Origin of the sequence: Variovorax beijingensis, from assembly GCF_003951285.1 — a bacterium.
GTDB lineage: Bacteria > Pseudomonadota > Gammaproteobacteria > Burkholderiales > Burkholderiaceae_C > Variovorax > Variovorax beijingensis.
On record NZ_RXFQ01000001.1, the window covers coordinates 578,917 to 602,054 of the forward strand.

The following is a 23,138-nucleotide window of genomic DNA, read 5'->3' on the forward strand; positions in this document are numbered from 1 at the left end:
TCAGGAAGACGCGGAGGAATCCGCGCTTTCTTCCTTCTCTTCGGATGATTTCTTGCCCCCTGCGAAATAGCGGGCGCCGATGATGCCCACCTCGTAGAGCAGGCACATCGGCACCGCCAGCGCGAGCTGCGACACCACGTCCGGGGGCGTGAGCACCGCGGCGATCACGAAGGCCACCACGATGAAGTAGCCGCGGAACGAGCGCAGCTTCTCGATGGTCACCATCTCGAAGCGCACCAGCAGCATCACGACGATCGGCACCTGGAAGGCGACGCCGAACGCGATGTAGAGCGAGAGAATGGCTTCGACATACGAGGAGATGTCGGGCGTGGCCGCCACCGCGGCCGGCGTGAACTTCTGGATGAAGCTGAACATCTTGTCCAGCACGAAGAACTGCACGAAGGCGATGCCGCCGTAGGCCAGCAGGCTGCCGAAGAAGATCAGCGGCAGCGCAAAGCGCTTTTCATGGCTGTAGAGCCCCGGCGCAATGAACATCCAGGCCTGGTACATGAGCCAGGGCAGCGCCAGCAGCACCGCCGTCATCATGAGCACCTTGAGCGGCACGAAGAACGGCGAGAACACGCCAATGGCGATGAGCTTGGCGTCCGGCGGCATGTGCGCGCGGATCGGCATCGCGATCAGGTCGATCAGCCCGCCCGGGCCGGGCCAGATGGCCAGCAGGATGCCCGCGACCGCCAGGCCGTAGACGCAATAGAGCAGCCGGTCGCGCAGCTCGACCAGATGTTGCACGAACGGTTGTTCGGTGCCCGCCAGCTCGTCTTCTGCGTCTTTGTTCTTGTTGTCGGAATCGGCCATTGGAAGGAGAAAAAGCAGGAGAAAAGCGTGGCTTCGGCCGGCGTGCGGCGCACGAGGAACGCGCTGGTGGGAAAGCCGCTAGTTGATCTTGTGGGGACGGAAGCGGGCGACGCGCGCGGCACCCGAAAGCGCCTTGGTGCGCACGCCGTTGCGCGCCTTGTACCACTGCGGCGTGGCGCCCTGCTTCAGGCGCCAGTTCTTGCGGGGATGCCTGTATTCCGGCACCGCGGGCTCGGGTTCGGCCAGGGCCGAAAGGGTCTCGCCCGAGCCGGAGAACTGCTTCTCGAGTTCGCTTGCGCCGCTGTGGATGCTCTGCTCGACGTCCCGCGCGGCATCTTCCACCGTGCCCTTCATCTTGCGCAGTTCGTCCAGCTCCATCGAGCGGTTGACTTCAGCCTTGACGTCGTTCACGTAGCGCTGCGCCTTGCCCAGCAGGGTGCCGACGGTGCGCGCCACCCGGGGCAGCTTTTCCGGCCCGATGACGATCAGAGCCACGACGCCGATGAGCGCCAGCTTCTCAATGCCGAGGTCGAGCACTTATGACCTGCGCTCAGGACTTCTGACGCGCTTCGACGTCGATCGTGGACTTGTCGCTGTTGGCCGGCTGGCCGGTCACCTGCGCCGCAGGAGCCGACGAAGCGGCGGGTGCATCGGCGGTGGTGGTGCCGTCCTTCATGCCGTCCTTGAAGCCCTTGACGGCGCCACCAAGGTCGGAACCCATGTTCCGCAGCTTCTTGGTGCCGAAGATCATGACCACGACGAGCAGCACGATCAGCCAGTGCCAGATAGAAAAAGAACCCATGGAAGACTCCTAAGAATGTGTCCGATTTTAGTCGGGCTGAATGTGACAGTTCGGATTAATGGGATTCAGCCGCGCAGCCACGGGCGGGGGCCGCCCATGACGTGCACATGGAGATGGTGAACCTCCTGCCCACCCTCGGTGCCGGTGTTGACGACGACCCGGTAGCCGCCCTCCGGATAGGGCCTGCAGCCCTGTTCCAGCGCGAGCCTGGGTGCCAGCGTCATGATCCTGCCCATCAGCGCGGCATCGTCGGGGGTGAGTTGCGCCATCGAGGCGATGTGCCGCTTGGGCACCAGCATGAAATGCACCGGCGCCCAGGGGGCGATGTCGTGAAAGCCGAACAGCTCGTCGTCCTCGTAGACCTTGCGCGAAGGAATCTTGCCGTCGATGATTTTGCAGAAGACGCAGTTCGGATCAGATGACATCTTTGGGTTCCATGGGACGGCTGCCGTTCATGCGGATCATGCCCTTCACGATCCGGTAGAGAAACCACAGCGAAATGAGGCTCCAGGCGATCCAGCCCGGCACGAGAAAGAGCAGCCAGAGCCATGCGGTCAGGATGTACAGCAGGCCCGCCCACAGCACCGAGCGGATGCGCCAGCTGAAATGCGTGGCCTGCCAAGTGCCGGCCGCGTCGTCGCGCTTGATGAAATCGATCAGCAGCGCCACCAGCAGCAGCGCCACCGAGGCCTGCGCCCCCGGCAGGACGGCGCCAATGGCCACGATCAGGTGCAGGATATAGCTGATCCAGCCCCAGGTCTTGAGCGAGTCGTCGGGTTCCACATTCACGATGTCGTTGGCCATGGGACGTCCTTTCAATCGTTGGATGCCTCGCGGGCCTGTGCCTTGCGCAAGGCTTTTTCCTCGATGCCGCTGGTGCCCTCGCGGCGCTCGAGCTCCGCAATCACCTCGCCGGGCGAGAAACCGTAGTGCGCCAGCGCCACCATGGTGTGGAACCACAGGTCGGCCACTTCGTTCACTATTTTCGCGCGGTCGCCGCCATGGTCGGCATCCTTGGCGGCCATGACCACCTCGGTGGCTTCCTCGCCGATCTTCTTGAGAAAGGCATCGGGGCCCTTGTGCAGCAAGCGCGCCACGTAGCTCTTGTCGGGGTCGCCGCCGCGTGCGGGCAGGCGGCTTTCGATGACCGCCGCAAGGCGTGCGAGGGCATCCGAGGTGTTCACCGTGGCCGTCATTTGTAGATCGACTCCGGGTCTTTCAGGACCGGCTCGACCACGCTCCATTGGCCGTTCTCGTACTTGCTGAAGAAGCAGCTGTGGCGGCCGGTGTGGCAGGCAATGCCGGGCTCGTGGCCGAGCTGGGTGACCTTGAGCAGCACGACGTCGTTGTCGCAGTCCAGGCGGATCTCGTGCACGGTCTGCACGTGGCCCGATTCCTCGCCCTTGAACCACAGCCTGTTGCGCGAACGGCTGAAATACACCGCGCGGCCAAGCTCGGCAGTCTTTTGGAGCGCCTCGCGGTTCATCCAGGCGAACATCAGCACGTCGTTGCTGCCCTGTTCCTGCGCGATCACGGGCACCAGCCCGTTCGCATCCCATTTCACTTCGTCAAGCCAGTTCATGGACGATATTGTCCCACCCCCGGGCGGCCCGGAAGCGGATCAGGTCCGAACGGGAATGCCCCGCGCGGCCATGCGGGCTTTCGCTTCGCCGACCGTGTGCTCGCCGTAGTGGAAGATGCTGGCGGCCAGCACTGCGTCGGCGCCGCCGGTCTGGATGCCGTCGGCAAGGTCGTCGAGGCTGCCCACGCCGCCCGAGGCGATCACCGGCACGTCGACGGCGTCGCTGACTGCGCGGGTGAGCTCGAGGTCGAAGCCGCTCTTGGTGCCGTCGCGGTCCATGCTCGTGAGCAGGATTTCGCCGGCACCGCGGCGCACCATCTCGATCGCCCATTCGACGGCGTCCAGGCCGGTGTTCTTGCGGCCGCCGTGGCTGTACACGTCCCAGCCCGCGCCGCGCGTGGCCGCTTCTTCGGGGCTGCGGCGCTTGGCGTCGATGGCCACGACGATGCATTGCGAGCCGTACTTCTGCGAGGCGTCGTTGATCACCTGCGGATCGGCAATGGCCGCCGAATTGAAGCTGGTCTTGTCGGCGCCCGCATTGAGCAGCCGGCGCACGTCGGCCACGGTGCGCACGCCGCCCCCCACCGTCAATGGAATGAAGACCTGCGAGGCCACCGCCTCGATGATCGGCAGGATCAGGTCGCGGCCGTCGCTGGTGGCCGTGATGTCGAGAAAAGTGAGCTCGTCGGCACCCTGTGCGTTGTAGCGCGCTGCAATCTCCACCGGGTCTCCGGCGTCGCGCAGCTCGAGAAAGTTGACGCCCTTGACCACGCGGCCGCCGGTGACGTCGAGACAGGGAATGATGCGTTTTGCAAGCATGGTCGGTCGTAAGGGAGGAAATCAGAGAACGCGAAGCTGCTGCCAGCCCTGCCATTGGGCGCCGGGCGCGAGCAGTACCTGCTCGTCGATGCGCGCGGCCTCCACGCACAGCATGTGCCTGTAGCCATCTTCGGGCATGTCGGCGAGTTTCGCACCAAGCACGGCACCGGGGTTCCAGACCACGGTTTCGCTGCAGCTGGCGCTTTGCGCAATTTCGAGCGTTCCGCTGGGCTGCACCAGGCGCAGCGGCTTCGCGGGAGCGGCATAGACGCTGTCGAACTCGGCATCGAAACGCAGCGCCGGGGCCGTTTCCACGTGGCGGTCGTCGCGCAGCGAATCCCAGCGGTTGGCACCCTGCAGGCCCTCGAGGCGCACCTGCGCAATATCGTCGACGCGCAGGTAGGTGTGCAGGGCCGCAGCAAAGCTGAACGGGCCATGGCCGATGTTGAGCAGGGTCAGCGTGGTGCGCAGCCGGCCCGCGGCCATGCCGATCTGCAGGCGCGCCTCGAAAGCGTGCGGCCAGAGCTTGCGCGTGGCCTCGCTGTCGCGCAGCCGCAGGCTCAGTTCGCCCGATGTGGCGTCGATACCTCTGTTTTCCCAAGGCAGATTGCGCATGAATCCATGCTTGGGCAACATGCCGCGCTGGTTGAATTGAGGGCAGCAGATGGGCACGCCGCCGCGGATTGCGGCCACCCCATCGAACACCGCGCGTGGGCTCAGGTAGAGCCGCTCGACACCACCTGCCGTGGTCCACGAAAGCAGTTGCGCCCCATGTAGAGACACGGTGAAAGCACCCCCGTCGGTACTGGTGGCGCGAAGCGCCGGTTGGCCGCGAAACTCGATCGGATTGATGTCCATGGAGGAATTGTAGGCAGCGGAAAATCCCGCGCGCAAAACCGGCAATGGACACTTAAGACCTCATCGAAGCCGTGGTGCTGCTGGTTGCACCGAGGGGGCCTTCTTGGATACCCTTTTGCCGCCGCACAAAAGCACAGCCGCCGGCAGGTCCGTGCGCACCCCAAAACCATACATACAGATCGAAGAGAAAACGCATGAAGAGAAAACTGCCGGCCGCCGCCTGGATCCTGATCGCCATGGTGGTCGGCATTCTTGTCGGCTACATGATCTTCACGAGCTTCCCCGACAAGAAGGCAGCGGCGCAGATCGCAGGCTACGTGTCGATTGTGTCGGACGTGTTTCTGCGCCTCATCAAGATGCTGATCGGGCCGCTGGTGTTTTCCACGCTGGTGGTGGGCATTGCGCACATGGGCGACGCCAAGTCGGTGGGCCGCGTGTTCGGCAAGTCGCTCGGCTGGTTCTTTACCGCTTCGCTCATTTCGCTGCTCATCGGCCTGGTGATGGCCAACCTTTTGAAGCCCGGCGAAAACCTGGGACTGCCGCTGCCGGACATCGGCGCTTCGGCCAACCTGGCCACCGCGAAGTTCACCCTCAAGGACTTCGTGAGCCACCTGGTTCCAAAGTCTTTCGCCGAGGCCATGGCCAACAACGAGATCCTGCAGATCGTGGTGTTCTCGATGTTCTTCGGCGTGGCGCTCGCTTCGCTCGGCGACAAGGCCAGGACGCTGGTGGCCGCCATCGACGAACTCTCGCACGCCATGCTCAAGATCACCGGCTACGTGATGAAGCTGGCGCCCCTTGCCGTCATGGCCGCCATGGCTGCCACCGTTGCGACGAACGGCCTGGGCATCCTGCTGAAGTTCGCGGTCTTCATGGGCGACTTCTACCTGGGCCTCTTCGTGCTGTGGGGCGTGCTGATTCTTGCGGGGGTGTCGTTCCTGGGACGCCGGGTGTTCAAGCTGATGGCGCTCATCAAGGAAGCCTTCCTGCTTTCGTTCGCCACGGCCAGCTCGGAAGCGGCCTACCCGAAGATCCTGCAGGCGCTCGACCGTTTCGGCGTCAAGCGCAAGATCTCCAGCTTCGTGATGCCGATGGGCTATTCGTTCAACCTGGACGGCTCGATGATGTACTGCACCTTTGCCGTGCTCTTCATCGCGCAGGCCTACAACATCCACATGCCGCTGAGCACGCAGATCACGATGCTGCTCATCCTGATGCTCACCTCCAAGGGCATGGCCGGCGTGCCGCGCGCCTCGCTGGTGGTGATTGCCGCCACGCTCAACCACTTCGACATTCCGGAAGCCGGCCTGCTGCTGATCCTGGGCGTCGACACTTTCCTGGACATGGGGCGCTCGGCCACCAACGCGGTGGGCAACTCCATCGCCACGGCCGTGGTCGCGAAGTGGGAGGGCGAACTGCTCTCCGAGAGCGACGCGGCGGTGAATGCGAAGACGCTCGACGCCGAAGCCGCAGCCACCCTTGCCCATCCGGCACACGCGTGAGGCTCGCCATGAAGCCCAGGGCCAGGCTGCCGGTTTTCATTGCCGGCCTGCTGGCGGCGGCCGCCCTTGCCGCGGGCGCCGCCGTGCAGGCGCAGGAAGCTCCTGCGATGCTGACCGGCACCCTTGCCAAGGTGCGCGAGAGTGGCACCGTCGCCATCGGCTACCGCGAGTCGTCGGTGCCGTTTTCCTTTCTCAATGCACGCCAGGAGCCCGTCGGCTATTCGATCGAGCTCTGCCGCGAATTGGTCACGGCCATTGAAGAGGCGGTGAACAAGAGCCTCGCGATCAAGTGGGTGCCGGTGACCTCCGATTCGCGCATGGATGCGGTCGAGCGCGGCACGGTCGATCTCGAATGCGGCTCGACCACCAACAACCTCGAGCGGCAAAAGCGCGTGAGCTTTTCGCCCACGATCTTCGTCTCGGGCACCAAGGTGCTGGTGAAGAAGGGGTCGCCGATCAAGTCGTTCCGCGACCTGGCCGGCAAGCGGGTGGCCGTCACCGCGGGCACCACCAACGAGAAGACGCTGCGCGAGCTGTCGCAGAAGTTCAAGCTCGATATCGACCTGCGGGTGGCGCGGGATCACGCCGATTCCTTCGGGCTGATGAAAAGCGGCCAGGCCGACGCCTTTGCCACCGATGACGTGCTGCTTTACGGCCTGATCGCGCGGGAAGCCGCAAAAGCCCAGTACGAGGTGGTCGGCGACTACCTCTCTTACGACCCCTACGGCATCATGTACCGCAAGGGCGATACGCAATTGGCCAAGGTGATCAACGACGCCTTCCAGGTGCTGGCGCAGGACGGCGAAATCGAGCGCCAGTACAAGCGCTGGTTCCTGCGCAAGCTGCCCACCGGGGAAAGCATCGACCTGCCGATGAGCGCGCAGCTGCAAGCGATCATCCAGACGATGGCGGTAAAGGCGGAATGACCGCGCCGGCGGTCAGCGCGCGGGCCACGCCCAATGCGGAATCCCGCTCATGTCGAGATTGGCGATGCGGGTTTCGCCGAAGCGCTTTTCGAGCACCACCGATTGCAGATCATTGCTGTCTTCGAGCGCGGCAATCAGCCGCGCGGCATGCGACACCACGATCACTTGCGACCCGCGCGCGGCCTGCGCGATCAACCGGCCAAGCGCGGGCAGCAGGTCGGGATGCAGGCTGGTCTCCGGCTCGTTGAGCACCAGGAGCGCCGGCGGCCGGGGCGTCAGCAGCGCGGCAATCCAGAGCAGGTAGCGCAAGGTGCCGTCCGAAAGCTCCGCCGCCGTCAGCGGCCGCAACAGGCCATGCTGGTGCATCAGCGTTTCGAAGCGGTCTTCGTTCACCCGCACCTGGATGCGGGCGCCTGGAAATGCATCGTCCACGGCGCGGTCGAGCGCCTCGCCGTCGCCGATCTCGCGGATGGTCTGCAGCGCGGCGGCCAGGTCGGCACCATCGTTGGCGAGCACCGGCGTGTAGGTGCCGAGCTGCGGCTGGCGCGCGGGCGCATCGGCGTCGGAGCGGAAGTGGTCGTAGAAGCGCCAGGAGCGCATCTGCTCGCGCAGCGCGAGCATCTCGGGCGCGGCGTGCGGATCGGCGTACTCGGTCATCATGCTGGCGAAGTGGGCGATGGGCCGCCCCACCGCCTGCCAGCTTCCGCTGCGCTCGCCGCGCAACCGCAGCGCTGCGCCCTTGCGGTCGACCAGTTGCGTGGCGGGCCGCAGAACCGGGCCGCTCCAGATGGCCTCGCGCTTGATTTCCGGATCTCCGCCAAAGGCTGTCTCGCGCGGCACTGGAAGGCCGATGTCGATGGCGTAGCCGAAGTCGCTCATCTCGACGCCCGAGAAGCCGAGCCGCAGGTTCACGGGCTCGCTGCGCACAGTGCCCTGCACCGGGGTATCGCCGCGCAGCATGGCGGCCGAAAAACGCTCCGGCCCGGCCCACAGGGTGGAAGCGAGCCCGCCCTCGCGCACCAGCGAGCGGATCACGCCGCCGTTGGCAATCTCGGCCAACAGCCGCATCGCGCGGTAGACGCTGGACTTGCCGCTGCCATTGGGCCCGGTCACCACCGTGAGCCGCCCGAGCGGCACCGTCAGCTGGCGCAGCGAGCGGTAGTTGGCGATGGCAAGCGCGGAAAGCACGCCGCGCTACAGAAGGAAGCGCCTCAGGCGCCGGCGAGCTCGTCCGCGCGGGCCTGCGCAGCGGCGAAGTCGAGGTCGCCCGAATAGATGGCCCGGCCGCAGATCACGCCTTCGACGCCTTCGGACTCGACCGCGCAGAGCTGGTCGATGTCGGCCATGTTCGACAGGCCGCCCGAGGCGATCACCGGGATGGTCAGGGCCTGCGCGAGCTTGACGGTCGCATCGATGTTGATGCCCGAGAGCATGCCGTCGCGGCCGATGTCGGTGTAGATGATCGATTCGACGCCGTAGTCCTCGAACTTCTTGCCGAGGTCGGCCACCTCGTGGCCCGTGAGCTTGCTCCAACCGTCGGTGGCGACCTTGCCGTCCTTCGCGTCGAGCCCCACGATGATGTGGCCGCCGAAGGCCACGCAGGCGTCCTTCAGGAAGCCCGGGTTCTTGACCGCGGCCGTGCCGATGATCACGTAGCGCAGGCCGTCGTCGATGTAGCGCTCGATGGTGTCGAGATCGCGGATGCCGCCGCCCAGCTGCACCGGAATGTCGTCGCCCACCTCGCGCAGGATCGCCTTGATGGCCGCGTGGTTCTGCGGCTTGCCGGCGAAGGCGCCATTCAGGTCGACCAGGTGCAGCCGCCGCGCGCCGGCCTCGACCCACTTGCGGGCCATGGCGGCCGGGTCTTCGCTGAAGATGGTGGACTGGTCCATGTCGCCCTGCTTGAGGCGAACGCAGTGGCCGTCTTTGAGATCAATGGCGGGAATGAGGAGCATGGAAGTGACGCGAGTGTGCGGAATCCGGGCTGAGGAAGCTTCGGCCCGGGCGGGAATATAAGGTCAGGGATTCCAGTGGAGGAAATTTCGGTAGAGCTGCAACCCATGGTCCGCACTCTTCTCCGGGTGGAACTGGGTGGCAAAAATGTTATCGCGTGCGACGGCAGCGGTAAAGCATGCCCCGTAATCGGCCTCGCCCACGCTGTGCCGGCTGTCGGCCGGCCGCGCATAGAAGCTGTGCACGAAATAGAAGTAGCTCATGTCCGGCACGCCTGCCCACACGGGGTGCGGCCGGGCCTGGCGCACCTGGTTCCAGCCCATCTGCGGGACCTTGAAGCGGCTGCCGTCGGGCTGCAGGCGGCCCGCCAGGTCGAACTTGACGACTTCGCCCGGAATCAGCCCGAGCCCGTCGGTCGGGCCTTCGTCGCTGCGCGACAGCAGCATCTGCATGCCCACGCACACGCCGAAGAGCGGCTTGCTTGCCGCGGCTTCGAGCACCGACTCCTGCAGGCCGGAGTCGCGCAGCTCGCGCATGCAGTCGGGCATGGCGCCCTGCCCCGGCAGCACCACGCGCGTGGCCTTGCGCACCACCTCGGGGTCGGAGGTGACGAAGACCTGCACGCCCACCTGGTCGGCCGCATGCTGCACGGCCTGCGAGACGGAGCGCAGGTTGCCCATGCCGTAGTCGACCACGGCGACGGTATTTGCTACAGATTTCATAGCTTGGCGACGAGGGTGCTCAGAGCGAACCTTTGGTCGATGGAATGACGCCCACGGAGCGTGGGTCGAGTTCGAGCGCGCCGCGCATCGCGCGCGCAAAGGCCTTGAACACGGTTTCGCACTGGTGGTGTGCGTTGACGCCCTTGAGGTTGTCGATGTGCAGCGTGACGAAGGCGTGGTTGACGAAGCCCTGGAAGAACTCGTAGGTGAGCTGGCTGTCGAAGGTGCCGATCATGCCGCTCGTGAACGGCACGTGCATCACCAGGCCGGGACGGCCCGAGAAATCGATGACGACGCGGCTCAGCGCCTCGTCCAGCGGCACGTAGGCGTGCCCGTAGCGGCGGATGCCCTTCTTGTCGCCCACGGCCTTGGCCACCGCCTGGCCCAGGGTGATGCCCACGTCTTCCACCGTGTGGTGGCCGTCGATGTGCAGGTCGCCCTGGCAGTCGATCTCGAGGTCGATCAGGCCGTGGCGGGCGATCTGGTCGAGCATGTGGTCGAAAAAGCCGATGCCCGTGGAGAGCCTGGCCTTGCCCGTGCCGTCCAGGTTGACGCTGACGGTGATCTTGGTCTCGGCGGTGTTGCGGGTGACCGATGCGGTGCGGTCGGCGGTGCCCGTGTCGGCTGTTTGGGGGGTGGTCATAGTGAGGCTTCGAGTGCCGCGAGCATCCGCGCATTCTCGTCGGCCGTTCCGACGGTGAGGCGCAGGCAGTTCGCGAGCAGTTCGTGCATTTTAGAAACGTTCTTCACAAGAATCCCGCGCGCCTTCATGCCCTCGAAGGCCTTGGCGGCATCGGGCACGCGCACCAGGATCATGTTGGCATCGCTCGGCCAGGCCTTCACGCCCGCAAGGCGGCCCAGCCCCATCATGAGGCGGTGGCGCTCGTCGCGGATCTGCCGCGCCTGGGCCTCGAACACCTCGGCATGCTCGAGCGCGAACAGTGCGCATTCGCAGTTGAGCACACTGATGTTGTAGGGCGGGCGCACCTTGTCGATCTGCGCGACCAGCGCGGCCGGGCCCATGAGGTAGCCGAGCCGGATGCCAGCCAGGCCGAACTTGCTGAGCGTGCGCATCAGGAGCACATGGCCATGCCGCGCGATGCGGTCGATGTAGCTCTTGGCCGCAAAGGGCTGGTAGGCCTCGTCGATCACCACCAAGCCGCCCTGCTCGCCCTGGGCCTGCACGATCTTCTCGATGGCGGCATCGTCCCAGAGGTTGGCGGTGGGATTGTTCGGATACGCCAGGTACACGATGGCCGGCTTCTCGCGCGCGATGGCGGCGAGCATGGCCGCCTCGTCGAGCTCGAAGTCGGCCGTGAGGGGCACGCCGACGAAACGCAGGCCCTGCAGTTGCGCGCTCATCGCGTACATCACGAAGCCGGGCACGGGCGCGAGCACCGCGGCGCCGGGCATGTCGCAGGCAATGGCGAGCAGCGAGATCAGTTCGTCGGAGCCGTTGCCCAGCATCAGCGAAAAGCCCTCGGGCATCTGTGCGTGCGCAGCCAGCGCGCGCTGCAGGTCGGCGCCGCGTTCGCCCGGATAGCGGTTGAGCGCCAGCGCGCCGAGCCGCGCGCCAAGCTCGGCCTGCAGCGCGGGCGGCAGGCCGAAGGGGTTTTCCATGGCGTCGAGCTTGACGAAGCCGCGTGCGTCCTGCACCGCATAGGCATGCATGGACTGCACGTCGGAGCGGATGCGGTCGATCGGGCGGGCGGCGGGGAAAGAAGATGTCATCGGGTGCAGCGGTAGCTGTTTCTGAGGGCGCCGGCCATGACCAGTTGAACGGGCATGTCGGCTTCGTAGCTGTCGGCGTTGCGGGTCAGCTCTGTTTGGTAGAGGGAGCGTGCCATCGAAGGCTCCAGGCGGCGGCCCTCGACGCAGAAGACCGGCTTCTGGCCGTTGCGCTGCGAGGCCTCCACGCCTTCGCGCAGGCCCTCGAGCACGCCGACGAGGTAGTAGCTCGCGTAGGCCTTGCCGTCCTTTTCGCTCGCTTCCAGCGTGCGCAGTTCGCGGATGCTCATGGCGTGCGCCGAGCCCGCAGCCGCGAGCGCCAGCAGCCATGCCGCCGCGCGCGAACGATGAAAAGAACGGCGTCGAGCCATCTTGCTTTGCTCCTGCCGGCGGCGGGGGGGGGCTTCAGACCCTGCGCAGGCGCATGCGTGCCGCTTCGGCGTGCGCCTGCAGGCCTTCGCCTTCGGCCAGCGTGACGGCAATGGGGCCGAGCACCTGCGCGCCGGCTTCGCTCACTTCGATGAGGCTGGAGCGCTTCTGGAAGTCGTACACGCCCAGCGGGCTCGAGAAGCGCGCCGTGCCGCTCGTGGGCAGCACGTGGTTGGGGCCCGCGCAGTAGTCGCCCAGGCTCTCGCTGGTGAAGGCGCCGAGGAAGATCGCGCCGGCGTGGCGCAGCAGCGGCTCCCAGCGCTGCGGCTCGCTGCTGCTCACCTCCAGGTGTTCCGGGGCGATGCGGTTGCTGATCTCGCAGGCCTCTTCCATGCTCTTGGTGTGGATGAGCGCGCCGCGGCCGTTGAGCGAAGCCGCGATGATTTCGGCGCGCGGCATGCCGGGCAGCAGGCGGTCGATCTCCGCCTGCACGCGGTCGATGTACGCGGCGTCGGGGCACAGCAGGATGCTTTGTGCGAGCTCGTCGTGTTCGGCCTGGCTGAACAGGTCCATCGCCACCCAGTCGGGCGGCGTGCTGCCGTCGGCCAAGACGAGGATTTCGCTCGGGCCCGCGATCATGTCGATGCCCACGGTGCCGAACACGCGGCGCTTGGCGGCTGCGACGTACGCGTTGCCGGGGCCGGTGATCTTGTCGACTGCCGGGATGGTGGCCGTACCGTAGGCCAGCGCGGCCACGGCCTGCGCGCCGCCGATCGTGAAGGCGCGCGTGACGCCTGCCACGTAGGCGGCGGCGAGCACCAGCACATTGCGCTCGCCCCTGGTGGACGACTGCCCGCCCGAGCCGCCCGTGGCCACGCTGCCCTTCGCGGGCGTGGGAACCACCATGATGATTTCGCCGACGCCCGCCACGTGGGCCGGAATGGCGTTCATCAACAGGCTGGACGGATAGGCGGCCTTGCCGCCGGGCACGTAGATGCCCACGCGGTCGAGCGGCGTGACCTTCTGGCCCAGCAGCGTTCCGTCCACGTCGCGGTAGCTCCAGCTCTCGCCGCTGGCCTTCTTCTGCGCCTCGTGGTAGCTGCGCACGCGGTCGGCCGCGGCCCGCAGCGCATCGCGCTGGGCGACAGGCAGCGAGTCGAAGGCTTCCTTGAAATCGGCCTGCGTCAGTTCGAGTTCCGCCACGGCCGCAGCGCCGAGGCCGTCGAAGCGGCGCGTGTACTCCAGCACCGCCTCGTCCCCGCGCTTCTGCACATCGGCCAGGATGTCCGCCACCACCTTCTCGATGGCCGCATCGGCATCCGCGGACCAATGCAGCCGCGCCTTGAATTCAGCGTCGAAGCCGGCTGAAGCCGTGGAGAGGCGGACGGGGGCTGCTTTCGGAGTCATGGGAGGGTTCGGGCGGAAGTCAGGCGGAAGGAATGGCCGACGCGAAGGCGTCGATGATGCGGCGGATCGGCTCGCGCTTGAGCTTGAGCGCAGCCTGGTTGACCACGAGGCGCGCGCTGATGTCCATGATGCGCTCGACCTCGACCAGGTGGTTGGCCTTGAGCGTGCTGCCGGTCGAGACCAGGTCGACGATGGCGTCGGCCAGGCCGGTGAGCGGCGCGAGCTCCATGCTGCCGTAGAGCTTGATCAGGTCCACGTGCACGCCCTTGGTGGCGAAGAAGTCGCGCGCCAGGCCCACGTACTTGGTGGCGACCCGCAGGCGCGAGCCCTGCTTCACGGCCGAGGCGTAGTCGTAGTCGGCGCGCACCGCCACGCTGAGGCGGCAGGCCGCAATGCGCAGGTCCAGCGGCTGGTACATGCCCTGGTTGCCGTTTTCCAGCAGCACGTCCAGGCCGGTCACGCCGAGGTCTGCGCCGCCGTACTGCACGTAGGTGGGCACATCGGAGGCGCGCACCAGCACCACGCGCACGTCGGGCCGGGTGGTGGCCAGGATCAGCTTGCGCGATTTTTCGGGGTCTTCGGTGACCTCGATGCCGGCGGCGGCCAGCAGCGGCATCGTCTCTTCGAAGATGCGGCCCTTCGAAAGCGCCAGGGTGATCATGCGGCAGCTCCCGAGATGCGTTCGATGTCCGCGCCCAGGCCGCGCAGCTTGGCTTCCATGCGGTCGTAGCCGCGGTCCAGGTGGTAGATGCGGTCGACCAGCGTCTCGCCATCGGCCACGAGGCCGGCGATCACGAGGCTGGCCGAGGCGCGCAGGTCGGTTGCCATCACGGTGGCGCCCGAGAGCTGCTGCACGCCCTCGACCATCGCCACCTTGCCCTCGACGTGGATCGTGGCACCCAGGCGCACCATCTCGTTCACGTGCATGAAGCGGTTCTCGAAGATGGTCTCGGTGACCATCGAGGCGCCGCGCGCGATCACGTTCAGGGCCATGAACTGGGCCTGCATGTCGGTCGGGAAGCCCGGGTATTCGGTGGTGCTGAAGCTCTGCGCCTTGAGGTGCTCGCAGGCCGGGGCGCTGGAGCTGATGCGCACGCCGCCCTCTTGCGCCGCGACGGTGCAGCCGGCGTCGCGCAGCTTGTCGATCACCGCGTCCATGTGGTCGGCGCGCGCATGGCGCAGGAACACGTCGCCGCCAGTGGCCGCAACAGCGCACAGGAAGGTGCCGGCCTCGATGCGGTCGGCCACCACGGCATGCTCGCAGCCGTGCAGCTTCTCGACGCCCTGGATGCGGATGTGGCTGGTGCCGTGGCCTTCGATCTTCGCGCCCATGCGGATCAGCATCTCGGCCAGGTCGACGATTTCGGGCTCCTGCGCGGCGTTCTCGAGCAGCGTTTCGCCCTCGGCCAGCGCCGCGGCCATGAGGAAGTTCTCGGTGCCGGTGACGGTGACCATGTCGGTCAGGATGCGCGCGCCCTTCAGGCGCGTGCGCCCGGCCGGCAGGCTGGCGATCATGTAGCCGTGCTCGACCACGATCTCCGCGCCCATGGCCTGCAGGCCCTTGATGTGCTGGTCGACCGGCCGCGAGCCGATGGCGCAGCCGCCCGGCAGCGACACCTTGGCATGGCCGAAGCGCGCGAGCAGCGGGCCCAGCGCCAGCACGGAGGCGCGCATGGTCTTCACCAGTTCGTAGGGCGCCTCGGGGTTGCTGAGGTCGCCCGCTTCGAGCCGTACCGTGCCGTTGTCGTCGCGCTCGGCCGAAACGCCCATGTTGCGCACCAGCTTGAGCATGGTCGACACGTCCTGCAGGCGCGGCACGTTGTGCAGCGTCACGGGCTGGCCGGTCAGCAGCGCGGCGCACAGCTCCGGCAGGGCTGCGTTCTTGGCGCCGGAAATGAGTACCTCGCCGCGGAGCTGGCGCCCGCCGCGAATCAGAAGTTTGTCCATCGAATTTCCAGCGAATCAGGGCCCCGGGGGCCGGAGAGTTATTTTTCCAACGCCGCCCATTCGGCCGGCGTGTAGGTCTTCATCGAGAGCGCATGCACCTCGTCGGTATGCATTTTCGCACCCAGGGTCGCGTAGACCCGCTGGTGGCGCTGAATCGCGCGCTTGCCCTCGAATTCGGCCGATACGATGGTGGCGTACCAATGCCGGCCGTCGCCTTCGAGCGTGATGTGCTCGCAGGGAAGATGGGACTGGATCAGGGCCTGGAGTTGTTCGGCGGTCATGGGGGTCTGGAAAAAGCGGTCAACCGCGGATTTTGTAGCCGATGCGCAGCAGGTGGACGGCGATCGCACTCACCACCAGCCATGCGGCGCCGACGATGCCCAGGCTCAGCCACGGCGAGGCGTCGCTCACGCCGAAGAAACCGTAGCGGAAGCCGTCGATCATGTAGAAGAACGGGTTCAGGTGGCTCACGCCCTGCCAGAACGGCGGCAGCGAACCGATCGAATAGAAAACGCCCGACAGAAAGGTCATGGGCATGATCAGGAAGTTCTGGAACACCGCCATCTGGTCGAACTTCTCGGCCCAGAGCCCGGCAATGAGCCCCAGCGTGCCGAGCATGGCGGAGCCCAGCAGCGCGAACACCAGAATCCAGAGCGGCGCAACGAAGCTCGGCATGGCGAAGAACATCGTGACCGCGAACACGCCGAGACCCACGGCCAGCCCGCGGATCACCGACGAGCCCACGTAGGCGAAGAACCAGCCCCAGTGCGACAGCGGCGTGAGCAGCACGAACACCAGGTTGCCCATGATCTTGCTCTGGATGATCGACGACGAGCTGTTGGCGAAGGCGTTCTGCAGCACGCTCATCATCACGAGGCCCGGCACCAGGAAGGCGGTGTAGCCAACCGAGCCGTAGACCTTCACGTGGTCTTCGAGCACATGGCCGAACACCATCAGGTAGAGCAGCGCGGTGAGCACCGGCGCGCCGACGGTCTGGAAGCCGACCTTCCAGAAGCGCAGCGTTTCCTTGTAGAGCAGCGCGCGCCAACCCGTCACCGCCATCATCTCGCAACCTCCAGCGGCGTCTGCTCGCCCGCCATCAGGTCGATGAACACGTCTTCCAGGTCGGCCTTGCGCATTTCCACGTCTTCCACGGCGACGCCGGCTTCGCGGATCGCGGCCAGCAGTTGTTCGACTTCATGGGCGTTCTGCGCCGGCAGTTGCACGATGCGCCCGGTGATGCGCGCATGCTGCGCGATGGCCCAGGGCAGCATGGCGTCGGTCTTGAAGCGCAGCACGTTGCTGGCGGCCGACTTCAAGAGCTCGCTGGTGCGGTCCAGGGCGATCACCTTGCCGAGCTTGAGCATCGCGATGCGGCTGCACAGCGCCTCGGCCTCTTCGAGATAGTGGGTGGTGAGCAGCACAGTGCTGCCCTCCTTGTTGAGCCTGGCGACAAACTGCCAGAGCGTCTGGCGCAACTCGACGTCGACCCCGGCGGTGGGCTCGTCCAGAACGATGACCGGCGGCTTGTGCACCAGCGCCTGCGCCACCAGCACCCGGCGCTTCATGCCGCCCGAGAGCTGGCGCATGTTGGCCGTGGCCTTGTCGGCCAGGCCCAGGCTTTGCAGCAGCTCGTCGATCCAGGGCTCGTTGTTCTTGATGCCGAAGTAGCCCGACTGGATGCGCAGCGATTCGCGCACGTTGAAGAAGGGGTCGAACACCAGCTCCTGCGGCACGATGCCGAGCTGGCGCCGGGCCTCGGCATAGTCGCGCTGCACGTCGAAGCCATGGACGCTGATGGCCCCGGCCGTGGGGCGCGACAGCCCGGCGAGCATGCTGATGAGCGTGGTCTTGCCCGCGCCATTGGGCCCGAGCAGGCCGAAGAACTCGCCCGGCTCGATCTGGAAGCTGACCTCGTCGACGGCGCGCAGCCCCTGCTTGCCTTGGGCCCGCTGCTGTCTGGAGGGAGGGTAGGTCTTGGAGACCGATTGGAATGAGATCGCGGGCATGGGAGCCGGCGATTTTACGGGCCCGCCCCGCAGGCCGCTTGGCGGCGGCCGGATGCCCTGACGCGGCCGTTGCCGGACCGCCAGCGATCAGGGCGCCGCCGGCAGAAGCCCCGCGATACCGTAGAGCGCGGCCAATTCGCGCAGCCGCGGCGAAAGCCCCTTGACCGCGAAGCCCCGGCCGAGCGCGCTCGATTCGCGGCGGCATTCCAGGAGCACCGCCAAGGCCGAGGAATCGAACTGCGCCAGCGCGCTGGCGTCCACCACCGTGGATGTGTCGGTCTGCCCCGTCAACCCCTGCTGCAGCATGCGCATGCAGGCCGGGGCTTCGTCGTGGGTGAGTTTGGAGGGCAGGACCAGCATGGCGTCAGCTCTTGCCGTTGTTGCCCTTGTTGCGCGCCGCCAGCGCTGCAATCAGGCCGTCGATGCCGCGGGCGTTGATTTCCTGCGAGAACTGGGTGCGGTAGGTGTCGACCAGCCAGACGCCCAGCACATTGAGGTTGTAGACCTTCCAGCCGCCGCCCTGGCCGGGCGTTTTCTCGAGCCGGTAGTCGAGTTGCACCGGATCGCCCCGGCCCTTGACCTCGGTGCGAACCAGCACTTCGGTGTCTTCAGGCGAACCGCGGAACGGACGCACCGTGACCGTCTGGTCGCTCACCTGGTCGAGCGCGCCAGCGTAGGTGCGCACCAGCAGAGTCTTGAATTCTTCCTGCAGCCGCTTTTGCTGCTCGGGCGTGGCCTGGCGCCATGCCGGGCCGACGGCGGAAGCCGTCATGCGCTGGAAGTTGACGTTGGGCATGATCTTGCTGTCGACCAGCACCATGATCTTGCTGACGTCGCCAGCCTTGATGGAAGTGTCGGCCTTGATGGTTTCGAGCACGTCGGTCGACAGGCGCTTGACCAGCGCATCGGGCGCTTCGTCGGCGGCATGGGCCGGACGCACGAAAGCCGTGGCGGCGCCGAAAAGCAGGGCGCTGGCCAGCACCAGGCGGCCAAAACCGCGTCGTTGCAAGATCTTGTTGTTCATGGCAATTCCCTCGAGTTGAAAATCCGCAAGGCACGGATTGAAGCCGCGCCTCCTGGAAAAGAACGTGTTCGACAGGCTCCCGGCCGACCGGGTTCCTGAAGCGCAGGTGAAGCCTTGAAACGGGATGCAAGCAGGAAAACCGCTCGTCCGCCCGCGAAAAGCCTCTATTTCGCGCCTTTCTGTGCTTTATTTTCCGCCCTCGTCGTCCGGCGGATTGCCGTCGTAGACGTCGTTGCGGCGGTGCTGCAGGAAGGCGTCGCGCGTGAAGGTGTACTTGTCGAGCGCCGCATCATCGAGCAGGCGGCCGGCGCGCAGGTACTTCGCCCGCGTATCGACGGCCTCCAGGAATGCCAGCGAATTGCGCCAGGCCACGTCGTTCATGTTGCCGAGCACGCTGCCGGCGCGGTCCACCGGCAATGCGGCCGTGTCGCGCAGGGTCGACGGGCCGAACACCGGCAGTACCACGTACGGGCCGGCGCCCACGCCCCAGCGGCCGAGCGTCTGGCCGAAATCTTCCTCGTGGCGGTCGATGCCGGCCTCGGTGGCAATGTCGAGAAGGCCGCCAAGGCCGAAGAAAGTGTTGACGTTGACCCGCATGAAGGTCTCGGCGCTGTTCTGCAGCTTGAGCTGGGCCACGCTGTTGGCAAAGCTCCAGACGTCACCCAGGTTGCCGAAGAAATTGCCCACGCCGGTGCGCACCATGGAAGGCAGCACGCGCTGGTAGGCGGTGGCCACGGGCACGAGCACGGCCTCGTCGACCGTGTCGTTGAAGCGGGTGACGCCCCGGTTCATGGGCTCGAACGGGTCGGCCGGATTGGCCTGGGGCCCGGTCGCACATCCTGCAATGAGCGAAAAAGCGGCTGCAGCCCCCACCCAGCGGGCATGTTTCGCTATCCTATTGATAGCGAAGGACGAAAAAAAGCTTGTTTTCATTTCTTGTTGGCTGTTCCCGGCGTCGAGGTACTTCCTTCGGCCGCCTTGCTGTAGAGGAACTGGCTGATCAGGTTTTCCAGCACCACGGCCGATTGGGTCGCGGTGACGGTGTCGCCGGCTTGCAGGTTCTTCTCCTCGGCGCCCGCCTCGATCCCGATGTACTGCTCGCCGAGCAGGCCACTGGTCAGGATCTTGAGCGAACTGTCCTTGGGAAAACTGTAACGGTTTTGCAATGCCAGTGTGACGCTGGCCTGAAATGACTTGTCGTCGAACGAGATGGATTCCACACGGCCGACCACCACGCCGGCGCTCTTGACAGCCGTTTGCGGCTTGAGTCCGCCGATGTTGTCGAAACGCGCGGTGACGTTGTAGGTTTTCTGGAAGTTCAGGCTCAGCAGGTTGGCCGACTGCAGCGCGAGGAACAGCAGCGCCGCGCCGCCGATCAAGACGAACAGGCCGACCCAGATGTCGTTGGTGGAACGTTGCATGGTTTGCACTCTCTAGAACGATTGGAGCCGGGGCTCCTTCAAATACTGAACATCATGGCCGTGAGCAGGAAGTCGAGCCCGAGCACCGAAAGCGACGCCATGACCACCGTGCGCGTGGTCGCGCGCGACACGCCTTCGGGCGTGGGCTGGGCCTCGTAGCCCTGCAGCAGCGCGATGAAGGTCACGGTGAAGCCGAACACGATGCTCTTGATCACGCCGTTGCCCACGTCGCGCCAGACGTCGACGCCGCCCTGCATCTGGCCCCAGAACGCGCCCGGGTCCACACCCAGCATCAGCACGCCCACCACATAGCCGCCCATGATGCCGACCGCGCTGAACACGGCCGCCAGCAGCGGCATCGTGATCACGCCGGCCCAGAAACGCGGCGCAAGAATGCGCTGCACTGGGTCGACCGCCATCATCTCCATGGCGCTGAGCTGCTCGCCGGCCTTCATGAGGCCGATCTCCGCGGTGAGCGAAGTGCCGGCGCGCCCCGTGAACAGCAAGGCCGCCACCACAGGCCCGAGCTCGCGCACCAGGCTCAGCGCCACCAGGAGGCCGAGCGCCTCGGAAGAACCGTAGCGCTGCAGCGCGTAGTACATCTGCAGGCCCAGCACGAAGCCGACGAAAAGCCCCGACACCGCGATGATGGCCAACGAGTAGTTGCCGAGGAAGTGGATCTGGTCGCGCACCAGCCCGAAGCGCTGCAAGCTTCGTGCCCCCTGCACCAGCAGGCGCAGGAACAGCTTGGCGCCGTGGCCCAGGTCGGCCAGCTTGCTGCGCACGGCAAAGCCGATGTCGGCGGGCTTCCACCAGCTCATGCCTGCCCCCTGCCCAGCGCTGCGCTCATACCCGCCCTCCTTCATTGCCGAAGTCTTCCTCGATGCCGACCACGGGGTAGTGGAAGTGCACCGGCCCGTCGGGCAAGGCATTGACGAACTGATGCACCAATGGATCGGCGCTCTCGCGCACCTCTGCAGGCGTGCCTTGTGCGGCGATGCCGCCGTTGGCCAGGATGATCACGTGGTCGGCGATACGGAAGGTTTCCTCGAGATCGTGCGACACGACGATGCTGGTCAGCCCCAGCGTGTCGTTGAGCTGGCGGATCAGCCGCGCCGCCGTGCCCAGGGAAATCGGGTCGAGGCCGGCAAAGGGCTCGTCGTACATCACGAGATCGGGGTCGAGCGCAATGGCGCGCGCCAGGGCCACGCGCCGCGCCATGCCGCCGGACACCTCGCTGGGCATCAGGTCGCGCGCGCCGCGCAAGCCGACTGCGTCGAGCTTCATGAGCACGATATCGCGCACCAGCGCTTCCGAAAGCTGCGTATGCTCGCGCAGCGGAAACGCGACGTTGTCGAAAACGCTCATGTCGGTGAACAGGGCACCGAACTGGAACAGCATGCCCATGCGGCGCCGCGCCTTGTACAGCCCGGCGGCGTCGAACCTGCCGACGTCCTGGCCATCGAAAAGCACCTCGCCGCGCTGCGCCCGCTGCTGGCCACCGATGAGCCGCAGCACGGTGGTCTTGCCGCCGCCCGAGGCGCCCATCAGCGCCGTCACCTTGCCGCGCGGCACGGCAAACGACACACCGCCGAGGATCGCCCGAGCGCCGTAGCCGAACGAAACGTCGCGGAACTCGACAAAGGGGTGTGGCAGTGGTGCGGCTGATTCCATCTCAATAAAAAAGCCGGGCACCTTCTCAGGCATCCCGGCATGCGGTTTCCGCGAATGATAGCGGGGCCGTGGCCGGCCCCGCAAAACTGAAACAAAAATCAGCGCGGCAAGTCGCTGAATCCCATCAGGAACTCGTCCACCGAGCGCGCGGCCTGGCGTCCTTCGCGAATTGCCCAGACTACCAGCGACTGGCCGCGGCGGATGTCGCCCGCCGCAAACACCTTCGGGACGTTGGTGGCATAGCCGCCGATGAAATCGACCGTGGCCTTGGCGTTGCCGCGTGCGTCCTTCTCGACGCCGAAGGCATCCAGCACGTTGGCCACCGGGCTCACAAAGCCCATGGCCAGCAGCACGAGGTCGGCCTTGAGGATCTGCTCGCTGCCGGCCACTTCCTGCATGCGGCCGTCTTTCCACTCCACGCGCACGGTCTTCAGGCCGGTGACCTTGCCCTTTTCGCCGATGAATTCCTTGGTGGAGATGGCGAACTCGCGCTCGCAGCCTTCCTCATGGCTGGAACTGGTGCGCAGCTTGATCGGCCAGTAGGGCCAGGTCAGCGGGCGGTTTTCTTCCTCGGGCGGCTGCGGCATCAGCTCGAACTGGGTGACGCTGGCCGCGCCGTGGCGGTTGCTGGTGCCCACGCAGTCGGAGCCGGTGTCGCCGCCGCCGATCACGATCACGTGCTTGCCGTCGGCGCGCAGCTGGCCCTTGACCTTGTCGCCCGCGTTGACGCGGTTCTGCTGCGGCAGGAACTCCATCGCAAAATGAATGCCGTCGAGGTCGCGGCCCGGCACCGGCAGGTCGCGCGACTGCTCGGCACCGCCGGTCAGCAGCACGGCATCGAAGTCTTTCTGCAACTGCTCGGGCGTGAGGGTTTCCTTGGCCAGGTTCGTGACCTTGGAACCCTTGCCCAGCGGATCCTTCGCGGCGCCGACCATCACGCCGGTGCGGAAGGTCACGCCCTCGGCCTTCATCTGCTCGACGCGGCGGTCGATGTGGGTCTTCTCCATCTTGAAGTCGGGGATGCCGTAGCGCAGCAGGCCGCCGATGCGGTCGTTCTTCTCGAACAGCGTCACATCGTGGCCGGCGCGCGCGAGCTGCTGCGCCGCCGCCATGCCGGCCGGGCCCGAACCCACCACCGCCACCTTCTTGCCGGTCTTGTGCTTGGCAACGCGCGGTGCCACCCAGCCTTCGTCCCAGGCGCGGTCGATGATCGCGTGCTCGATCGACTTGATGCCGATCGCGTCGTCGTTCACGTTGAGCACGCAGGCCGCCTCGCAGGGCGCGGGGCAGATGCGGCCGGTGAACTCGGGGAAGTTGTTGGTCGAGTCGAGCACCGCGAAGGCGTTTTGCCAGTCGTTGCGATACACGAGGTCGTTGAAGTCCGGAATGATGTTGTTGACCGGGCAGCCGCTGTTGCAGAACGGCGTGCCGCAGTCCATGCAGCGCGCGCCCTGCACCTTGGCCTGCTCGGGCGTCAGGCCAACGACGAATTCCTTGTAGTGCTTGACGCGCTCGTTGACAGGCTTGTAGCCCTCTTCGATGCGCTCATGCTCCATGAAGCCGGTGATCTTTCCCATCG

General features: G+C 66.2%; 30 protein-coding genes. 2 read left to right on the forward strand and 28 right to left on the reverse strand.

Going from position 1 to position 23,138, the window contains the following annotated elements; all coding sequences use genetic code 11:
* From tatC to EJO66_RS02850, 9 genes are all read right to left on the reverse strand, one after another.
* Positions 1–816: a twin-arginine translocase subunit TatC gene (gene tatC / locus EJO66_RS02810; RefSeq protein ID WP_124957404.1), complete on the reverse strand. Its 816-nt coding sequence runs from the start codon at positions 814–816 to the stop codon at positions 1–3.
* 78 nt (positions 817–894) lie between these two features.
* Positions 895–1,353 carry a Sec-independent protein translocase protein TatB gene (tatB, locus tag EJO66_RS02815; protein ID WP_124957405.1) on the reverse strand — a complete coding sequence of 153 codons (459 nt, stop codon included), beginning with the start codon at positions 1,351–1,353 and terminating at the stop codon, positions 895–897.
* Between the two features lie 13 nt (positions 1,354–1,366).
* Positions 1,367–1,618, reverse strand: a complete 252-nt coding sequence (tatA, locus tag EJO66_RS02820) for a Sec-independent protein translocase subunit TatA (protein ID WP_124957406.1) — start codon at positions 1,616–1,618, stop codon at positions 1,367–1,369.
* A gap of 65 nt (positions 1,619–1,683) precedes the next feature.
* Entirely contained in the window at positions 1,684–2,043 is a 360-nt protein-coding gene (locus tag EJO66_RS02825) for a histidine triad nucleotide-binding protein (protein WP_124957407.1), read from the reverse strand.
* Positions 2,033–2,422: a DUF4870 family protein gene (locus tag EJO66_RS02830; protein ID WP_124957408.1), complete on the reverse strand. Its 390-nt coding sequence runs from the start codon at positions 2,420–2,422 to the stop codon at positions 2,033–2,035. The genes EJO66_RS02825 and EJO66_RS02830 overlap by 11 nt, the downstream gene beginning before the upstream one ends.
* Before the next feature lie 11 nt (positions 2,423–2,433).
* Entirely contained in the window at positions 2,434–2,814 is a 381-nt protein-coding gene (locus tag EJO66_RS02835) for a phosphoribosyl-ATP diphosphatase (RefSeq protein WP_124957409.1), read from the reverse strand.
* Positions 2,811–3,209 (reverse strand): phosphoribosyl-AMP cyclohydrolase, encoded by a 399-nt coding sequence (gene hisI / locus EJO66_RS02840; protein WP_185738262.1) that lies wholly within the window; start codon positions 3,207–3,209, stop codon positions 2,811–2,813. Before hisI ends, EJO66_RS02835 begins: the two co-directional genes overlap by 4 nt.
* A 30-nt stretch (positions 3,210–3,239) precedes the next feature.
* Positions 3,240–4,019, reverse strand: a complete 780-nt coding sequence (hisF, locus tag EJO66_RS02845) for an imidazole glycerol phosphate synthase subunit HisF (protein ID WP_124957411.1) — start codon at positions 4,017–4,019, stop codon at positions 3,240–3,242.
* Positions 4,020–4,040: 21 nt separating this feature from the next.
* Positions 4,041–4,877 (reverse strand): D-hexose-6-phosphate mutarotase, encoded by an 837-nt coding sequence (locus EJO66_RS02850; RefSeq protein ID WP_124957412.1) that lies wholly within the window; start codon positions 4,875–4,877, stop codon positions 4,041–4,043.
* A gap of 194 nt (positions 4,878–5,071) precedes the next feature.
* On the opposite strand from EJO66_RS02850, the gene EJO66_RS02855 reads away from it, so the two are divergent.
* Positions 5,072–6,379, forward strand: a complete 1,308-nt coding sequence (locus tag EJO66_RS02855; protein WP_124957413.1) for a dicarboxylate/amino acid:cation symporter — start codon at positions 5,072–5,074, stop codon at positions 6,377–6,379.
* A gap of 8 nt (positions 6,380–6,387) precedes the next feature.
* Positions 6,388–7,305: an amino acid ABC transporter substrate-binding protein gene (locus EJO66_RS02860; RefSeq protein WP_125964571.1), complete on the forward strand. Its 918-nt coding sequence runs from the start codon at positions 6,388–6,390 to the stop codon at positions 7,303–7,305.
* A gap of 12 nt (positions 7,306–7,317) precedes the next feature.
* Here EJO66_RS02860 and EJO66_RS02865 read toward each other — a convergent pair whose 3' ends face one another.
* From EJO66_RS02865 to EJO66_RS02960, 19 genes are all read right to left on the reverse strand, one after another.
* The gene (locus EJO66_RS02865; RefSeq protein ID WP_124957415.1) at positions 7,318–8,493 is read right to left on the reverse strand and encodes an AAA family ATPase; all 1,176 of its coding nucleotides are present in this window, start codon (positions 8,491–8,493) and stop codon (positions 7,318–7,320) included.
* A gap of 23 nt (positions 8,494–8,516) precedes the next feature.
* Positions 8,517–9,260 carry a 1-(5-phosphoribosyl)-5-[(5-phosphoribosylamino)methylideneamino]imidazole-4-carboxamide isomerase gene (hisA, locus tag EJO66_RS02870; RefSeq protein ID WP_012746319.1) on the reverse strand — a complete coding sequence of 248 codons (744 nt, stop codon included), beginning with the start codon at positions 9,258–9,260 and terminating at the stop codon, positions 8,517–8,519.
* Positions 9,261–9,323: 63 nt separating this feature from the next.
* Positions 9,324–9,980, reverse strand: coding sequence for an imidazole glycerol phosphate synthase subunit HisH (gene hisH / locus EJO66_RS02875; RefSeq protein WP_124957416.1), 657 nt, complete (start codon positions 9,978–9,980; stop codon positions 9,324–9,326).
* A gap of 19 nt (positions 9,981–9,999) precedes the next feature.
* Entirely contained in the window at positions 10,000–10,623 is a 624-nt protein-coding gene (gene hisB / locus EJO66_RS02880; RefSeq protein WP_124957417.1) for an imidazoleglycerol-phosphate dehydratase HisB, read from the reverse strand.
* Entirely contained in the window at positions 10,620–11,711 is a 1,092-nt protein-coding gene (gene hisC, locus EJO66_RS02885) for a histidinol-phosphate transaminase (protein ID WP_124957418.1), read from the reverse strand. Before hisC ends, hisB begins: the two co-directional genes overlap by 4 nt.
* Positions 11,708–12,079: a hypothetical protein gene (locus EJO66_RS02890; RefSeq protein ID WP_124957419.1), complete on the reverse strand. Its 372-nt coding sequence runs from the start codon at positions 12,077–12,079 to the stop codon at positions 11,708–11,710. The genes hisC and EJO66_RS02890 overlap by 4 nt, the downstream gene beginning before the upstream one ends.
* Before the next feature lie 34 nt (positions 12,080–12,113).
* Entirely contained in the window at positions 12,114–13,484 is a 1,371-nt protein-coding gene (gene hisD / locus EJO66_RS02895; RefSeq protein WP_125964572.1) for a histidinol dehydrogenase, read from the reverse strand.
* 19 nt (positions 13,485–13,503) lie between these two features.
* Positions 13,504–14,145, reverse strand: a complete 642-nt coding sequence (gene hisG / locus EJO66_RS02900; protein ID WP_021005882.1) for an ATP phosphoribosyltransferase — start codon at positions 14,143–14,145, stop codon at positions 13,504–13,506.
* The gene (gene murA / locus EJO66_RS02905) at positions 14,142–15,431 is read right to left on the reverse strand and encodes a UDP-N-acetylglucosamine 1-carboxyvinyltransferase (protein ID WP_124957421.1); all 1,290 of its coding nucleotides are present in this window, start codon (positions 15,429–15,431) and stop codon (positions 14,142–14,144) included. The genes hisG and murA overlap by 4 nt, the downstream gene beginning before the upstream one ends.
* 38 nt (positions 15,432–15,469) lie before the next feature.
* Positions 15,470–15,712: a BolA family protein gene (locus EJO66_RS02910; protein WP_012746311.1), complete on the reverse strand. Its 243-nt coding sequence runs from the start codon at positions 15,710–15,712 to the stop codon at positions 15,470–15,472.
* 19 nt (positions 15,713–15,731) lie between these two features.
* A complete protein-coding gene (locus EJO66_RS02915; protein ID WP_124957500.1) occupies positions 15,732–16,487 on the reverse strand; it encodes an ABC transporter permease in 756 nt (251 codons plus the stop codon).
* A 5-nt stretch (positions 16,488–16,492) separates the two neighbouring features.
* Entirely contained in the window at positions 16,493–17,440 is a 948-nt protein-coding gene (locus tag EJO66_RS02920) for an ABC transporter ATP-binding protein (protein ID WP_124957422.1), read from the reverse strand.
* Positions 17,441–17,527: 87 nt separating this feature from the next.
* Positions 17,528–17,800, reverse strand: coding sequence for an STAS domain-containing protein (locus EJO66_RS02925; protein WP_124957423.1), 273 nt, complete (start codon positions 17,798–17,800; stop codon positions 17,528–17,530).
* Between the two features lie 4 nt (positions 17,801–17,804).
* Complete coding sequence (locus EJO66_RS02930) at positions 17,805–18,464, reverse strand: MlaC/ttg2D family ABC transporter substrate-binding protein (protein WP_124957424.1); 660 nt, start codon at positions 18,462–18,464, stop codon at positions 17,805–17,807.
* Between the two features lie 186 nt (positions 18,465–18,650).
* A complete protein-coding gene (locus EJO66_RS02935; RefSeq protein ID WP_124957425.1) occupies positions 18,651–19,397 on the reverse strand; it encodes an MlaA family lipoprotein in 747 nt (248 codons plus the stop codon).
* The gene (mlaD, locus tag EJO66_RS02940; RefSeq protein ID WP_124957426.1) at positions 19,394–19,885 is read right to left on the reverse strand and encodes an outer membrane lipid asymmetry maintenance protein MlaD; all 492 of its coding nucleotides are present in this window, start codon (positions 19,883–19,885) and stop codon (positions 19,394–19,396) included. The genes EJO66_RS02935 and mlaD overlap by 4 nt, the downstream gene beginning before the upstream one ends.
* Before the next feature lie 38 nt (positions 19,886–19,923).
* Positions 19,924–20,706 carry a lipid asymmetry maintenance ABC transporter permease subunit MlaE gene (gene mlaE, locus EJO66_RS02945; RefSeq protein ID WP_124957427.1) on the reverse strand — a complete coding sequence of 261 codons (783 nt, stop codon included), beginning with the start codon at positions 20,704–20,706 and terminating at the stop codon, positions 19,924–19,926.
* A gap of 25 nt (positions 20,707–20,731) precedes the next feature.
* Entirely contained in the window at positions 20,732–21,592 is an 861-nt protein-coding gene (locus tag EJO66_RS02950; RefSeq protein ID WP_124957428.1) for an ABC transporter ATP-binding protein, read from the reverse strand.
* A gap of 65 nt (positions 21,593–21,657) precedes the next feature.
* Positions 21,658–23,136 (reverse strand): glutamate synthase subunit beta, encoded by a 1,479-nt coding sequence (locus EJO66_RS02960; RefSeq protein WP_124957429.1) that lies wholly within the window; start codon positions 23,134–23,136, stop codon positions 21,658–21,660.
* Positions 23,137–23,138 lie beyond the last annotated feature (2 nt).

Excerpts from the sequence above, each read along its gene's own strand:
- tatA (WP_124957406.1), bottom strand. The coding sequence starts at position 1,618 with ATGGGTTCTTTTTCTATCTGGCACTGGCTGATCGTGCTGCTCGTCGTG.
- EJO66_RS02850 (WP_124957412.1), bottom strand. The coding sequence starts at position 4,877 with ATGGACATCAATCCGATCGAGTTTCGCGGCCAACCGGCGCTTCGCGCC.
- EJO66_RS02950 (WP_124957428.1), bottom strand. The coding sequence starts at position 21,592 with ATGCCTGAGAAGGTGCCCGGCTTTTTTATTGAGATGGAATCAGCCGCA.
- EJO66_RS02925 (WP_124957423.1), bottom strand. The coding sequence starts at position 17,800 with ATGCTGGTCCTGCCCTCCAAACTCACCCACGACGAAGCCCCGGCCTGC.
- EJO66_RS02855 (WP_124957413.1), top strand. The coding sequence starts at position 5,072 with ATGAAGAGAAAACTGCCGGCCGCCGCCTGGATCCTGATCGCCATGGTG.
- hisG (WP_021005882.1), bottom strand. The coding sequence starts at position 14,145 with ATGATCACCCTGGCGCTTTCGAAGGGCCGCATCTTCGAAGAGACGATG.
- EJO66_RS02835 (WP_124957409.1), bottom strand. The coding sequence starts at position 2,814 with ATGACGGCCACGGTGAACACCTCGGATGCCCTCGCACGCCTTGCGGCG.
- hisB (WP_124957417.1), bottom strand. The coding sequence starts at position 10,623 with ATGACCACCCCCCAAACAGCCGACACGGGCACCGCCGACCGCACCGCA.
- EJO66_RS02960 (WP_124957429.1), bottom strand. The coding sequence starts at position 23,136 with ATGGGAAAGATCACCGGCTTCATGGAGCATGAGCGCATCGAAGAGGGC.
- EJO66_RS02890 (WP_124957419.1), bottom strand. The coding sequence starts at position 12,079 with ATGGCTCGACGCCGTTCTTTTCATCGTTCGCGCGCGGCGGCATGGCTG.
- mlaE (WP_124957427.1), bottom strand. The coding sequence starts at position 20,706 with ATGAGCTGGTGGAAGCCCGCCGACATCGGCTTTGCCGTGCGCAGCAAG.
- hisF (WP_124957411.1), bottom strand. The coding sequence starts at position 4,019 with ATGCTTGCAAAACGCATCATTCCCTGTCTCGACGTCACCGGCGGCCGC.
- mlaD (WP_124957426.1), bottom strand. The coding sequence starts at position 19,885 with ATGCAACGTTCCACCAACGACATCTGGGTCGGCCTGTTCGTCTTGATC.
- murA (WP_124957421.1), bottom strand. The coding sequence starts at position 15,431 with ATGGACAAACTTCTGATTCGCGGCGGGCGCCAGCTCCGCGGCGAGGTA.
- EJO66_RS02920 (WP_124957422.1), bottom strand. The coding sequence starts at position 17,440 with ATGCCCGCGATCTCATTCCAATCGGTCTCCAAGACCTACCCTCCCTCC.
- hisH (WP_124957416.1), bottom strand. The coding sequence starts at position 9,980 with ATGAAATCTGTAGCAAATACCGTCGCCGTGGTCGACTACGGCATGGGC.
- EJO66_RS02825 (WP_124957407.1), bottom strand. The coding sequence starts at position 2,043 with ATGTCATCTGATCCGAACTGCGTCTTCTGCAAAATCATCGACGGCAAG.
- hisA (WP_012746319.1), bottom strand. The coding sequence starts at position 9,260 with ATGCTCCTCATTCCCGCCATTGATCTCAAAGACGGCCACTGCGTTCGC.
- hisC (WP_124957418.1), bottom strand. The coding sequence starts at position 11,711 with ATGACATCTTCTTTCCCCGCCGCCCGCCCGATCGACCGCATCCGCTCC.
- EJO66_RS02860 (WP_125964571.1), top strand. The coding sequence starts at position 6,388 with ATGAAGCCCAGGGCCAGGCTGCCGGTTTTCATTGCCGGCCTGCTGGCG.
- tatC (WP_124957404.1), bottom strand. The coding sequence starts at position 816 with ATGGCCGATTCCGACAACAAGAACAAAGACGCAGAAGACGAGCTGGCG.
- EJO66_RS02910 (WP_012746311.1), bottom strand. The coding sequence starts at position 15,712 with ATGACCGCCGAACAACTCCAGGCCCTGATCCAGTCCCATCTTCCCTGC.
- EJO66_RS02830 (WP_124957408.1), bottom strand. The coding sequence starts at position 2,422 with ATGGCCAACGACATCGTGAATGTGGAACCCGACGACTCGCTCAAGACC.
- EJO66_RS02935 (WP_124957425.1), bottom strand. The coding sequence starts at position 19,397 with ATGAAAACAAGCTTTTTTTCGTCCTTCGCTATCAATAGGATAGCGAAA.
- hisD (WP_125964572.1), bottom strand. The coding sequence starts at position 13,484 with ATGACTCCGAAAGCAGCCCCCGTCCGCCTCTCCACGGCTTCAGCCGGC.
- EJO66_RS02930 (WP_124957424.1), bottom strand. The coding sequence starts at position 18,464 with ATGAACAACAAGATCTTGCAACGACGCGGTTTTGGCCGCCTGGTGCTG.